A 12,290-nucleotide genomic window follows, 5' to 3' on the forward strand; every position below is an offset into this window, starting at 1 on the left:
CGGACGACGCCCGCACCGCCGCGGGACACGCGAGTGCGGGGGAGCGCGCGGGGGACTGATTCGGGGCGTACGGGGCGCCCCGGGCGTCGTCCGTGCCCGCCGACCCCGTAGTCTCGTCCTTCGTGAGTACGCGCCCGGCACCGGCAGTCCGACAGGAACGCCGCAACGAACACGGCATCGACGCCGTCTGCGCGGTGCGCGACCTGGTCAAGACCTACCCCGCCGCCCGTGGCAGGCGCGGCAGGCCCGCGACTCCCGAGGTCCGCGCCACCGACGGCATCCGCCTGACGGTGGGCCGCGGCGAGATCTTCGGCCTGCTCGGCCCCAACGGCGCCGGTAAATCCACCCTCGTACGCCAGCTCACCGGTCTGATGCGGCCGGACAGCGGCAGTGTCGACATCCTCGGCCACGACATCGTGCGCCACCCCGAGCGGGCCGCACGGCTCCTCGCCTACCTCGGGCAGGAGTCCACCGCACTCGACGAGCTGACCGTGTCCCTCGCCGTCGAGACGACCGGCCGGCTGCGCGGGCTCGATGTGCGCAGGGCCCGCGCCGAGCGGGACGAGGTCCTCGACGAACTGGGGCTGACCGCGCTGGCCGCGCGGCCCCTGAAGAAGCTCTCCGGCGGCCAGCGGCGGCTCGCCTGCTTCGCCACCGCCCTGGTGGGCGAGCGTCCGCTGCTCGTCCTTGACGAGCCGACCACCGGGATGGACCCCGTCGCACGGCGGGCCGTCTGGGCGGCGATCGACGCACGGCGGGCGGAGCGCGGGACGACCGTCCTGCTCGTCACCCACAACGTCATCGAGGCGGAGACCGTGCTCGACCGGGTCGCCGTGCTCGACCAGGGCAAGGTCATCGCCTGCGACACCCCGGCCGGGCTCAAGGAGAAGGTCGCCGACGAGGTACGGGTGGAACTGGTGTGGCGCGAGCGGGCGCCGCTGGACGTCCCCGAGGTGGCCGCGCTGCGCTCCAGCGCGGTCGAGTCGGGCCGGCGGTGGGCGCTGCGCCTCGCGCCGGACGAGGCACGGGCCGCCGTCGCGGCGGTCACGGGCGGCGCCGCCTTCGCCGCCCTCGACGACTTCACGCTGGCCACGCCCAGCCTGGAGGACGTCTACCTCGCGCTGGGCGGCAGCGGCGGGGGACTGGTCAAGGGGTGACCTCGCGAGTGAAGGACAGAAGGGTTCTGCGGTGAGTGCCGTTTCGCTGGATGCCGTGGTGCGGGGCGAAGGGCGCGCCGGGCCGGCGGCCGACGGGCCCGCGCCCCTCGGGCCGCCCGCGCGGCTGCTGCCCGCGCTCTCGGCCGTCTACCGTGCCCAGCTGTCCCGGGCCAGGGTCGCGCGGATTCCGCTGCTCTTCGTGGCGACCTTCCAGTCCGTCGGCATCATGATCCTGATGCGGGGCGTCGTGGACGGCGGCGGCGAGGCGCGGGCCGTGGTGGCCGGTTCCTCCGTGCTCGTCGTCGCGTTCGTCGCGCTCAACCTGCTCGCCCAGTACTTCGGCCAGCTCCGCGCCGACGGCGGCCTCGACCACTACGCCACGCTCCCCGTGCCGCCCGCCGCCGTGGTCCTCGGCGCCGCCGCCGCGTATGCCTCGTTCACCGTGCCCGGCACCGTCGTCACGGCGGTCGYSGGCKKSRTCCYGCTCGCCGGGGCCGCCCTCGCCGGGCTCGGCGCCGCGCTCGGGCTGCTCGCGCCGCGCCCCGAGCTCGCCACGCTGCTCGGCCAGATGGGCATGTCCGCGGCGCTGCTGCTCGGGGTGCTCCCGGCGGACCGGATGCCGACGCTGCTCCAGTTCGCGCGCGACCTGCTGCCCTCCACGTACGGTGTGGAGGCGTTCGCCCACACCTTCGGGCCCGATCCCGACTGGGCCGTCGTCGCCCTGGACCTGGCGGTCTGCGCGGGCGTCGGCGTGGCCTCGCTCGCCGTCGCCACCTGGGCGTACCGCCGGGCGGCCGTCCGGTGACGCGCCGCACAGGTACTACTGGCACGATGTGTGGGTGACCGCACCGCTGACTCCCCAACCGCCGCACGACGAGAACCCGCACGGCCCCCGGCAGGCACCGCACGTCCCGCAGCCGTCGGAAGCCGCAGCTCCTTATCGATACGAGGAGGACGGGCCCGGCATGAAGACCGAAGTGGCGCAGGCCGCGGTGACCGCGGTCGTGGTGGCTGTCAGCGGAGTGCTGCTCGGCCTCGTGTGGATGTGGCTGGCGCCGCGCGTGCCGCTGATCTCGGACGGCGAGGCGGTCTACCTCAAGGACACCGAGGGCGAGCAGGCCATCGGTGTCGACGGAACGTTTACCCTGCTCGCGCTGGCCTTCGGTGTCCTCAGCGGCGTGATCGTCTTCCTGCTGCACAGGCGCGGCGGCATCCCGCTCGTCGTCGGCCTCGCCGTCGGCGGCCTCCTGGGCGCCCTGCTCGCCTGGCGGGCCGGGATATGGCTCGGCCCCGAGACGGACGTCGTGGCGCACGCCAAGTCCGCGGGCAAGGGCGTCGTCTTCGACGCCCCGCTCGAACTCAAGTCCAAGGGCACGCTCCTCGCCTGGCCGGTGGCCGCGCTCGCCGTGCACCTCGGCCTCACCGCGCTCTTCGGCCCGCGCGACCCGGAGCCCTGTCCGACCCCCTACTACGGCGAGCCCCGCGACGACGCCCGGCCCGAGGGCACCGCTTCCTGAACCCGGCGCCTCAGGCGGGGCGCTTGCCGTGATTGGCCTTGCGCTTCTTCGCCCGCCACTTCCGCATGCGCGTCTTCTTCGACATGCTTCCCGGTACTACTCGCGCCCCGGACCCGTGTCGAGGGCGCTTTCACGTCGTACGCGCCCTCGCGGACCGTGCCGTCAGCCGCGGCCGATCGGGGCGAGGACCGCCGCCGTGAGCTCCGCGAGGTCGGCCGGTGCCAGCTCCACCTCAAGGCCCCTGCGGCCCGCGGAGACGCAGATCGTGGGGTGCGCGGACGCGGAGTCGTCCAGGACCGTGCGCAGCCGCTTGCGCTGGCCGAGCGGGGAGATGCCGCCGCGCACATAGCCCGTGGTCCGCTCGGCCGCCGCCGGGTCGGCCAGCACCGCGCGCTTGCCCGCGACCGCGGCGGCCAGCGCCTTCAGGTCGAGGGAGCCCGCGACCGGCACCACCGCCACGGTCAGCTCGCCGTCGACCTCGGCGACCAGCGTCTTGAAGACCCGCTCGGGGGAGACGCCCATGGCCTCGGCGGCCTCTTCGCCGTAGGAGGGGTGGGCCGGGTCGTGCTCGTAGGAGTGCACCGTGAAGGCGGTGCCCGCCGCGGTGAGGGCCACCGTCGCCGGGGTACCGCCCGCCTGCTTCTTCTGCTTCTTCGCCACAGTCTCGCGCCTCACATGCGTCAGTTCAGGCTGGTGGTGCCCCGGGTCAGCTCCGTCGCGGGCAGCGACGGCAGATGGCGGATGATCGCCGTCTCCGAGCGCAGCAGGGTCAGCTCGTCCCGCAGCCGCGACGCGGTGTCCTTCGCCTCAAGGAGCCGCTGCTTGGTGGGGGTGTCGAGCACGGCGGCCGCGGCGACCAGGTACGACACCACGGACGGCTCGTCCGGCAGCTCGGCACCCGTCGACAGCGAGCGCTCCCGCGCCCCGGCCAGCCGCTTCTGGTACGACCTGAAGGCGCGCAGGACGCCCTCGGCGAGCGTGCCCGCCTCCTCTCCCAGTTCCTCGGGCACCTCTTCGACCTCGGCGGTCAGAAAGGCGCCCGAGGCGTCGACCGAGTGGATACGGACGCGGGAGGTGCCCGTGGCGAGGACCTCGAAGCCGCCGTCGTCACGCTCCCTGATCGTCGCCGCGTCGGCCACGCAGCCCATGGTGTGGAAGGCCTTGAGCGGGTCTTCGCCGAAGCCCGCCGCCGGGCCGTGTTCGGGCACCGCCGTCTGGTCGGGGAGGCCGGGCGCGCTGGGCGCCACCTCCGAGCCGTCGCGGATGGCGACGACGGCGAACTGGCGCTGCTCCTCCTCGGGGGTCTTGAGCAGCTCGCGCATCATGGCGCGATATCGCTCCTCGAAGACGTTCAGCGGCAGCACGAGGCCGGGGAACAGCACCGAGTTGAGCGGAAAGAGCGGAAGCCGGGTGGTCACGACCGGCAAGCCTAATGGTCGTCGGAGCGTCCGGGTCTGCGCGGAGGGCGCAGCGGCGTCATCGACGCTACTTCGAGGCGTATGCCGTCGCGCAGCTCAAGGAACTGGCCCAGCGGATCGTCCGAGAGCCGGTCCCAGGGAAAGGACGTCGCGTACGGGCCGATCAGGCGGAGCTGCTCCAGGGCGTCGTCCCAGCGCTCCAGGCGGACCAGGACGTAGGTGAGCAGGTTGCGGACCTCGGCGGGCCAGGGGTCTCCGGCGCCGTACTCGCGGGAGAGGCCGATCGCGAGGTCGGCCGCCGCGTCCAGGCGTTCGCGCGGCACCTTGCCCGTGGGGCTCGTGAGGTAGGCGAAGGCGGCGCGCGCGGGCAGGACCTGGATCAGCGAACCCGGCAGCGCGTCGGACGCGGCGCGCTCGGCGAAGTCGAAGCACTCGCTGTGCGAGCCGTACCAGGCGGCCGAGAGGTACTGGAGGGCCGAGGCGTGGCAGCCGTAGTGGTACGAGGAGCGGCGCACCGCGTGCTCCCAGAGCCGCTCGAAGTCGGTGTGCGGGGCGTGGGTGCCGCGCGCGTGGTCCAGGGCGATGCGCCAGGGCACCGGGTCGCGCGGGTCGGCCTCGGCGGCGGCGGTGAGCAGCGGGCTCACCTCGCGCAGCAGCTCGGCCCTCGCCGGTGACTCCCAGCCGCGCACGACCGCCAGTTCGGCCTTGACGAGGAGCAGGTCGGGGTCGTGCGGGGAGGCGCGGAGCCAGTCGTCGAACCACTCGGGGCGGGAGCGGGCGAAGGCGGCGAGGCGGGTGGTGTAGCGGTCGCGGTTCTCCCACTCGGCGTCCTCGCGGGTCATGGCGAGGAGCTTGGCCGCCGGGCCGTGGTCGCCGCGGCCCGCCGCCACGAGGGCCGGGGCGAGCCGCTCGTCGGGTACGTCGAGGAGTACCTCGTCGTCCGGCGGCAGTCCCGCGGCGAGGCGCGGGGTGTGCCGGACCATGCGGGCGGTACGGATGAAGGCACGCAGCACCGTGCCCTCCTTTGCCTCAACCGGCGCCCGCTCGCGCGGTCCGCCGGTCACCTTCGTGGTTACTCGATTGTTGGTCGCGCTGGGAGGACGGTCAAAGGGCGGGGAAGGTTGCCCGGGGCCGGATAACGGTCCGGACACCGGATAGCGGTGCGGCCGCGCACGACAGCGGACACCGGCGACGTGTCAGCTGCGGCGCAGCAGCCGGGTCGCGCCCGCCGCCACCGTCGTCGCCAGAATCCAGCCGAGCAGGATCAGCGCGGTCGAGAACCACTGCCAGCCGCCTCTGAGCTGCCAGTAGGTGTCCTGGCCGAGGTTGATGACGGGCAGCAGCAGGTCGAGCGCGAAGAGCGCCGGATTCCAGTTCGGGTGCTCGCCCTCCTTGATCGCGGGATGGTCGGCCCGCGAGAACGCCACCGCGCTGATCGCCCACAGCACGGCCATCCAGACCGCGGCCCGCCCCGGCCGGTAGCCGTAGGCGACCGTCCAGTCCTGGGCGTAGCCCCACAGCTTGGCCGCCAGCGGGAGCGTCTCGCGGCGCCTGCGCTGCTTGGCGAGCAGGACCTCGCGGGCGTCGGCGTCCTCACCGCCGTTGCGCAGCACGGTCGCCAGCTTCTCGTACGGCTCGGGGTTGTACTCGGCGGTCGCCGCCGCCACCCAGGCGAGCCGCTGCTCCAGCGTGAACGTGCCGAGCGGCACGAGGTTCTCGTAGGTGAAGCCGCCCATCTGGAGGCCGCCGGGCGCGGGCCAGCTCGTCGCGCGGTCGATGAGATTGACGACCTTGCCGCCGGACAGCACGACCTTGCCGCGCTGCGGCGCCTCGCCGAGGAAGCGCAGCTCGGGCGTCTGGACGCGGCGCAGCGAGATCTCCTGGTCGTTCTGGAGGGTGAAGCGGGCCTGCGCGAAGTCGATGGCGTCGCCGAAGCGGCCGTCGTCGAGCCGGATGCCGCCCTCGCACTCGAAGCGCTGCACGCGCGTGCCGCGCGCCGGGGTGGTGCCGCTGGTCTGGAGGGGATTGCCGACGGCGGCCGGGGTCAGGTAGAGCGTGCGCTCGACGGTGAGCTGCGGGGCGTTGAGCGCGTACCGGCTGTACTGGTTGATCAGCCTGCTGCCGCGCAGGCTCAGCGAGACGCCGATCTTCGCGCCGCGCAGGCTCAGCTCGCCGTGCGACTCCATCATCTCGGCCTGGAGGTCCTGGCCGACGGTGAGGCCGTCGCCGGTGATCGAGCGGCCGCGCCGGTCGCGGTAGACCACCGCCTGGTTGAGCAGCAGGTCGGTGCCGATCTGGGCGTCCGTGAGGCGGATGCCGTTGTGCACCCGGCAGCGGGGCAGGTGCAGATCGCCCTCGGTGTGCAGCCTGGCCGCCTCGATGCGCGGGATCGAGCAGTCGACGAGGCGCAGCGTGGCGAAGCGGGACTCCGGGAGGACGACCTCCTTCTCGAAGCGGCAGTGCTTGAACTCGGTGTACGGGGCGATGGTGCCGCCCGCGAGGTCGAGCACGTCGGTGATCTGCACGCCCGCCAGCTTCAGCGAGGAGACCCGTCCGGCGAGGGCGGGCGGCCCGTCGAGCAGCAGCCAGCACACGATGCGCGCCCGCACACTGCGCTCGGGCCCCCACGGGTGCCCGCCGTGCGGGTCGTCCACGGCCGTGTCGCCCGACCTGAGGTCGTAGACGGTTCCATTGCGGAACGCCTGCCACATGCCGATCTCCGCGGCGGTCAGCCCGTCGGGCGGATCCCCTGCGCCGACGTCGTCGACCACTGCTGCCGTCCTCCCCGTTCCCGCGGTGCGCTGCCTCTCCGGCCTCTTCGTACACCCGTTTAATGCCCGCTCAGTAACCGGCTGAACGCGAAGGGTCCCGCGCCCGGACGCGAGACCCTAGTGGTGAGCGCCCTCTCCCGGGATTCATATCAGCCAGTGATACGCGCGTCCGGTCTCGAAAGAAGGTCTGAGAGAATTGGGCACGTGATCTCTCGAATCGATCTGCGCGGCGATGCCCTCACGGAGTTTCCGTCCGGGTCCGCCCTGCGCGCCCTGCTGCCCCGTGCCGACTTCGACGTCGCGGCCGCCCTGGAGAAGGTGCGGCCCATCTGCGAGGACGTGCATCATCGTGGCGACGCGGCGCTGATCGAGTACGCGGAGAAGTTCGACGGCGTCCGCCTGGACCAGGTCCGCGTCCCCGCCGCCGCGCTCACCGAGGCCCTGGCGGGTCTCGACCCCGACGTGCGCGCGGCCCTCGAAGAGTCCGTCCGCCGCGCCCGCGCCGTCCACCGCGAGCAGCGCCGCGCCCCGCACGCCACACAGGTCGTGCCCGGCGGCTCGGTCACCGAGAAGTGGGTGCCCGTCGAGCGCGTGGGCCTCTACGCCCCGGGCGGCCGGTCCGTCTACCCCTCGTCCGTGATCATGAACGCGGTGCCCGCGCAGGAGGCGGGCGTCGAGTCGATGGCGCTCGCCTCACCGCCGCAGGCCGACTTCGGCGGCCTCCCGCACCCCACGATCCTCGCCGCCTGCGCCCTCCTCGGCATCGACGAGGTGTACGCGGTCGGCGGCGCCCAGGCCGTCGCGATGTTCGCGTACGGCACCGAGAGCTGCGTCCCGGCGAACATGGTGACGGGCCCCGGCAACATCTGGGTGGCCGCCGCCAAGCGCTACTTCACCGGCCGCATCGGCATCGACACCGAGGCCGGTCCGACCGAGATCGCGGTCCTCGCCGACGACACCGCCGACCCGGCGCACGTCGCCTCCGACCTGATCAGCCAGGCCGAGCACGACCCGCTCGCCGCCGCCGTGCTCGTCACCGACTCCGTCGCCCTCGCCGACGCGGTGGAGAAGGAGCTCAAGCCGCAGGTGGCGGCCACCAAGCACGTCGAGGACCGGATCGTGCCCGCGCTGCGGGGCCGCCAGTCCGCGATCGTCCTCGTCGACGGTCTCGAGGAGGGCCTGCGGGTCGTCGACGCGTACGGCGCCGAGCACCTGGAGATCCAGACCGCCGACGCCGGCGCCGTCGCGGACCGCGTGAAGAACGCGGGCGCGATCTTCGTCGGCCCCTGGTCCCCGGTCTCCCTCGGCGACTACTGCGCCGGGTCCAACCACGTCCTGCCCACCGGCGGCTGCGCCTGCCACTCCTCAGGGCTCTCCGTCCAGTCCTTCCTGCGCGGCATCCACATCGTGGACTACTCGCGCGAGGCCCTCGCCGACGTCGCGCACCACGTCGTGACGCTCGCCGAGGCCGAGGACCTGCCCGCGCACGGCGCGGCGGTCAAGGCGCGTTTCGGGTGGAAGGCGCCCAAGTGACCCGCATCGACGACCTCCCCGTCCGCGACGAGCTGCGCGGCAAGTCCCCGTACGGCGCGCCCCAGCTCGACGTACCCGTACGCCTGAACACCAACGAGAACCCCTATCCGCTCCCGGAGGCGCTCGTCGAGCGCATCGCCGAGCGGGTGCGCGAGGCCGCCCGCGACCTCAACCGCTACCCCGACCGGGACGCGGTGGAGCTGCGCACCGAACTGGCCCGCTACCTCACCCGCACCGGCGGGCACGAGGTGACGACCGCCCACGTCTGGGCGGCCAACGGCTCGAACGAAGTCATCCAGCAGCTCCTCCAGACCTTCGGCGGGCCCGGCAGGACGGCCATCGGCTTCGAGCCCTCGTACTCGATGCACGGCCTCATCGCGCGCGGCACCGGCACCGGCTGGCTCTCCGGACCGCGCAACGACGACTTCACCATCGACGTGGCGGCGGCCGGGCGCGCCATCGCCGAGCACCGGCCCGACGTCGTCTTCATCACCACGCCCAACAACCCCACGGGCACCGCCGTCCCCGCCGAGACGGTCCGCGCGCTGTACGACGCGGCGCAGGCGGCGAAGCCCTCCCTGGTCGTGGTCGACGAGGCCTACGTGGAGTTCAGCCACGGCGCCTCGCTGCTGCCGCTCATCGAGGGCCGCCCGAACCTGGTCGTCTCGCGGACCATGTCCAAGGCCTTCGGCGCGGCCGGGCTGCGCCTCGGCTACCTCGCCGCCGACCCGGCGGTCGTCGACGCCGTGCAGCTGGTGCGCCTGCCCTACCACCTCTCGGCCGTCACCCAGGCCACCGCGCTCGCCGCCCTCGAACACACCGACACGCTCCTGAAGTACGTGGAGCAGCTCAAGGCCGAGCGCGACCGCCTCGTCGCCGAACTGCGCGCGGCGGGCTACGAGGTGACCGCGTCCGACGCCAATTTCGTGCAGTTCGGACGGTTCGAGGGCGAGGGCGCCGCCCACGAGGTGTGGCGGCGCATCCTCGACCGGGGCGTCCTGGTCAGGGACAACGGAGTGCCGGGGTGGCTGCGGGTCACCGCGGGAACCCCCGACGAAAACGACGCGTTCCTCGATGCGGTACGCGAACTCAAGAAGGAGCAGGGCGCATGACTCGCGAAAGCCGCGTCGGAAGAATCGAGCGCACCACGAAGGAGACGTCGGTCGTCGTCGAGATCGACCTCGACGGCACCGGCAAGGTCGACGTGTCGACCGGCGTCGGCTTCTACGACCACATGCTCGACCAGCTGGGCCGCCACGGCCTCTTCGACCTCACGGTCAAGACCGAGGGCGACCTGCACATCGACTCCCACCACACCATCGAGGACACCGCCCTCGCCCTCGGCGCCGCCTTCAAGCAGGCGCTCGGCGACAAGGTGGGCATCTACCGCTTCGGCAACTGCACGGTCCCGCTGGACGAGTCGCTGGCCCAGGTGACCGTCGACCTCTCGGGACGCCCGTACCTGGTGCACACCGAGCCGGAGAAGATGGCGCCGATGATCGGCGAGTACGACACGACGATGACCCGGCACATCCTGGAGTCCTTCGTCGCGCAGGCCCAGATCGCCCTGCACGTCCACGTGCCGTACGGCCGCAACGCCCACCACATCGTGGAGTGCCAGTTCAAGGCCCTCGCCCGCGCCCTGCGGTATGCCTCGGAGCGCGACCCGCGTGCCGCCGGAATCCTCCCCTCCACGAAGGGCGCGCTGTAACGCCATGACCGGCCTGAACACCATCCTGATCGTCTTCGGTCTCTTCCTGATCGGCGGCGTCATCTCCTTCGCCAAGCAGGGGATGCCCAAGAGCCTCATCACGCTGCTCTCCATCGGCGCCGTGATGTGCCTGGCGGCGGGCATCCTGCGGCTCGACTACTGGAACTGAGGGGGGCGTACGCGACATGAGCACTCCCAAGAAGGTCGTCGTCTTCGACTACGGCTTCGGCAACATCCGCTCCGCCGAGCGCGCCCTCGCCCGCGCGGGCGCGGACGTCGAGATCACGCGCGACTACGACACGGCCATGAACGCCGACGGCCTCCTGGTGCCGGGCGTCGGCGCCTTCGAGGCCTGCATGAAGGGGCTCAAGGAGGCGCGCGGCGACTGGATCGTCGGGCGCCGCCTCTCCGGCGGGCGCCCGGTCATGGGCATCTGCGTGGGCATGCAGATCCTCTTCGCCCGGGGCATCGAGCACGGCGTGGAGACCGAGGGCCTCGACGAGTGGCCCGGCACGGTCGAGCCCCTGAAGGCCGACATCGTCCCGCACATGGGCTGGAACACCGTCCAGGCCTCGGCGGGCTCCCCGCTCTTCAAGGGCCTCGACGACGACGCCCGTTTCTACTTCGTGCACTCCTACGCGGTGCACGACTGGTCCCTCGAAGTCGTGAACCCGAAGATGCGCGCCCCCTACGTGCACTGGTCCACGCACGGCGAGCCCTTCGTGGCGGCCGTCGAGAACGGCGCCCTGAGCGCCACCCAGTTCCACCCCGAGAAGTCCGGCGACGCCGGTGCCCAGCTCCTCACCAACTGGATCGGAACACTGTGAGCTCCCTCGAACTCCTTCCCGCCGTCGACGTCCGCGACGGCCAGGCCGTACGCCTCGTCCACGGCGAGTCCGGCACGGAGACCTCCTACGGCTCCCCGCTGGAGGCCGCCCTCGCCTGGCAGCGGTCGGGCGCCGAGTGGCTGCACCTGGTCGACCTCGACGCCGCGTTCGGCACCGGCGACAACCGCGCTCTGATCGCCGAGGTCACCGAGGCGATGGACATCAAGGTCGAGCTGTCCGGCGGCATCCGCGACGACGCCTCGCTGGCCGCCGCCCTCGCCACCGGCTGCACCCGCGTCAACCTCGGCACCGCCGCCCTGGAGACCCCGGAGTGGGTCGCCAAGGTCATCGCCGAGCACGGCGACAAGATCGCGGTCGGCCTCGACGTACGCGGCACCACCCTCCGGGGCCGCGGCTGGACCCGCGACGGCGGCGACCTCTACGAAACCCTGGAGCGCCTGAACGCCGAGGGCTGCGCGCGCTACGTGGTCACCGACATCGCCAAGGACGGCACGCTCCAGGGCCCGAACCTGGAGCTCCTGAAGAACGTCTGCGCGGCGACGGACCGTCCCGTCGTGGCCTCCGGCGGCGTCTCCTCCCTGGACGACCTGCGCGCCATCGCCGAGCTCGTCCCGCTCGGCGTCGAGGGCGCCATCGTCGGCAAGGCGCTGTACGCCAAGGCGTTCACGCTGGAAGAGGCGCTCGCCGCCGTGGCCTCGTCATGAGCGGGACCGTGCGCCGGGTCGGCTCGGGCGGCCCCTGGGAGGAGACCATCGGCTACTCCCGCGCCGTCGAGCTGCCCAACGGCCTGGTCCTGGTCTCCGGCTGCACCTCCGTGGTGAACGGCGTCATCGACGCCGGCACCCCGTACGAACAGACGGTCAACGCCTTCACCACCGCGATCGACGCCCTGAAGAAGCTCGGCCTCGGCCGCGAGCACGTGGTGCGCACCCGCATGTACCTCACCCACGCGCGGGACGTCGAAGAGGTGGGCCGCGCCCACAAGGAGCTCTTCGACGACGTCCGCCCGGCCGCCTCGATGCTCATCGTCTCCGGCTTCATAGACCCCAGCCTGGTCGTCGAGGTCGAGGTGGAGGCGTACCGGGGAGCTGAGGCGTCATGACGCTCGCGGTACGGGTCATCCCCTGCCTTGACGTGGACAACGGCCGCGTCGTCAAGGGCGTCAACTTCCAGAACCTGCGCGACGCGGGCGACCCCGTGGAGATGGCCAAGGTCTACGACGCCGAGGGCGCCGACGAGCTGACCTTCCTGGACATCRCCSCGTMCWCCGRSWWCAAGCACTGCCGCTTCGAGAAGGAGGTCGTCCTCCCGGAGTCCCGCTTCGCCACGCTGCGC

14 protein-coding genes and 1 pseudogene are annotated in these 12,290 nt (G+C 72.6%); 11 read left to right on the top strand and 4 right to left on the bottom strand.

The window, feature by feature from the left end; all coding sequences use genetic code 11:
- The first annotated feature begins 176 nt into the window (after positions 1-176).
- From AB8Z36_RS15165 to AB8Z36_RS15175, 3 genes are read left to right on the top strand one after another with little or no spacing between them, the layout of a single operon-like run.
- On the top strand, positions 177-1,157 hold the full coding sequence (locus tag AB8Z36_RS15165; RefSeq protein WP_369213826.1) for an ABC transporter ATP-binding protein: 981 nt from the start codon (positions 177-179) through the stop codon (positions 1,155-1,157).
- Positions 1,158-1,188: 31 nt separating this feature from the next.
- Positions 1,189-1,962 (top strand): ABC transporter permease, encoded by a 774-nt coding sequence (locus tag AB8Z36_RS15170; RefSeq protein WP_440581924.1) that lies wholly within the window; start codon positions 1,189-1,191, stop codon positions 1,960-1,962.
- A gap of 34 nt (positions 1,963-1,996) precedes the next feature.
- Positions 1,997-2,674: a DUF2567 domain-containing protein gene (locus AB8Z36_RS15175; protein ID WP_369213817.1), complete on the top strand. Its 678-nt coding sequence runs from the start codon at positions 1,997-1,999 to the stop codon at positions 2,672-2,674.
- A 162-nt stretch (positions 2,675-2,836) separates the two neighbouring features.
- Here the strand turns inward: AB8Z36_RS15175 and ybaK are convergent, their stop codons facing one another.
- From ybaK to AB8Z36_RS15195, 4 genes are all read right to left on the bottom strand, one after another.
- On the bottom strand, positions 2,837-3,334 hold the full coding sequence (ybaK, locus tag AB8Z36_RS15180) for a Cys-tRNA(Pro) deacylase (RefSeq protein ID WP_369213828.1): 498 nt from the start codon (positions 3,332-3,334) through the stop codon (positions 2,837-2,839).
- 20 nt (positions 3,335-3,354) lie between these two features.
- Positions 3,355-4,101: an LON peptidase substrate-binding domain-containing protein gene (locus tag AB8Z36_RS15185; protein WP_369213818.1), complete on the bottom strand. Its 747-nt coding sequence runs from the start codon at positions 4,099-4,101 to the stop codon at positions 3,355-3,357.
- Between the two features lie 2 nt (positions 4,102-4,103).
- Positions 4,104-5,075: a hypothetical protein gene (locus AB8Z36_RS15190; RefSeq protein WP_369213829.1), complete on the bottom strand. Its 972-nt coding sequence runs from the start codon at positions 5,073-5,075 to the stop codon at positions 4,104-4,106.
- Positions 5,076-5,288: 213 nt separating this feature from the next.
- Complete coding sequence (locus tag AB8Z36_RS15195) at positions 5,289-6,803, bottom strand: oxidoreductase (RefSeq protein ID WP_369213830.1); 1,515 nt, start codon at positions 6,801-6,803, stop codon at positions 5,289-5,291.
- A gap of 264 nt (positions 6,804-7,067) precedes the next feature.
- On the opposite strand from AB8Z36_RS15195, the gene hisD reads away from it, so the two are divergent.
- From hisD to AB8Z36_RS15235, 8 genes and pseudogenes are all read left to right on the top strand, one after another.
- Positions 7,068-8,396, top strand: a complete 1,329-nt coding sequence (gene hisD, locus AB8Z36_RS15200; protein WP_369213819.1) for a histidinol dehydrogenase — start codon at positions 7,068-7,070, stop codon at positions 8,394-8,396.
- On the top strand, positions 8,393-9,508 hold the full coding sequence (locus tag AB8Z36_RS15205; protein ID WP_369213820.1) for a histidinol-phosphate transaminase: 1,116 nt from the start codon (positions 8,393-8,395) through the stop codon (positions 9,506-9,508). The genes hisD and AB8Z36_RS15205 overlap by 4 nt, the downstream gene beginning before the upstream one ends.
- Positions 9,505-10,107, top strand: coding sequence for an imidazoleglycerol-phosphate dehydratase HisB (gene hisB, locus AB8Z36_RS15210; RefSeq protein ID WP_369213821.1), 603 nt, complete (start codon positions 9,505-9,507; stop codon positions 10,105-10,107). The genes AB8Z36_RS15205 and hisB overlap by 4 nt, the downstream gene beginning before the upstream one ends.
- A gap of 4 nt (positions 10,108-10,111) precedes the next feature.
- A complete protein-coding gene (locus tag AB8Z36_RS15215; RefSeq protein ID WP_369213822.1) occupies positions 10,112-10,276 on the top strand; it encodes a hypothetical protein in 165 nt (54 codons plus the stop codon).
- A gap of 16 nt (positions 10,277-10,292) precedes the next feature.
- Positions 10,293-10,934 (top strand): imidazole glycerol phosphate synthase subunit HisH, encoded by a 642-nt coding sequence (gene hisH / locus AB8Z36_RS15220; protein ID WP_369213823.1) that lies wholly within the window; start codon positions 10,293-10,295, stop codon positions 10,932-10,934.
- Complete coding sequence (gene priA / locus AB8Z36_RS15225; RefSeq protein ID WP_369213824.1) at positions 10,931-11,659, top strand: bifunctional 1-(5-phosphoribosyl)-5-((5-phosphoribosylamino)methylideneamino)imidazole-4-carboxamide isomerase/phosphoribosylanthranilate isomerase PriA; 729 nt, start codon at positions 10,931-10,933, stop codon at positions 11,657-11,659. The genes hisH and priA overlap by 4 nt, the downstream gene beginning before the upstream one ends.
- Positions 11,656-12,057, top strand: coding sequence for a RidA family protein (locus AB8Z36_RS15230; RefSeq protein WP_369213825.1), 402 nt, complete (start codon positions 11,656-11,658; stop codon positions 12,055-12,057). The genes priA and AB8Z36_RS15230 overlap by 4 nt, the downstream gene beginning before the upstream one ends.
- A pseudogene (locus tag AB8Z36_RS15235) lies at positions 12,054-12,290 on the top strand (HisA/HisF-related TIM barrel protein); the annotation flags it as partial. The gene AB8Z36_RS15230 and the pseudogene AB8Z36_RS15235, both read left to right, overlap by 4 nt.

Origin of the sequence: Streptomyces flavofungini (genome assembly GCF_041028215.1) — a bacterium.
Taxonomy (GTDB): domain Bacteria; phylum Actinomycetota; class Actinomycetes; order Streptomycetales; family Streptomycetaceae; genus Streptomyces; species Streptomyces flavofungini_B.

Coding starts and splice junctions, on each gene's coding strand:
- AB8Z36_RS15215 (WP_369213822.1), top strand. CDS start 10,112: ATGACCGGCCTGAACACCATCCTGATCGTCTTCGGTCTCTTCCTGATC.
- AB8Z36_RS15190 (WP_369213829.1), bottom strand. CDS start 5,075: ATGGTCCGGCACACCCCGCGCCTCGCCGCGGGACTGCCGCCGGACGAC.
- hisH (WP_369213823.1), top strand. CDS start 10,293: ATGAGCACTCCCAAGAAGGTCGTCGTCTTCGACTACGGCTTCGGCAAC.
- hisB (WP_369213821.1), top strand. CDS start 9,505: ATGACTCGCGAAAGCCGCGTCGGAAGAATCGAGCGCACCACGAAGGAG.
- AB8Z36_RS15195 (WP_369213830.1), bottom strand. CDS start 6,803: ATGTGGCAGGCGTTCCGCAATGGAACCGTCTACGACCTCAGGTCGGGC.
- AB8Z36_RS15230 (WP_369213825.1), top strand. CDS start 11,656: ATGAGCGGGACCGTGCGCCGGGTCGGCTCGGGCGGCCCCTGGGAGGAG.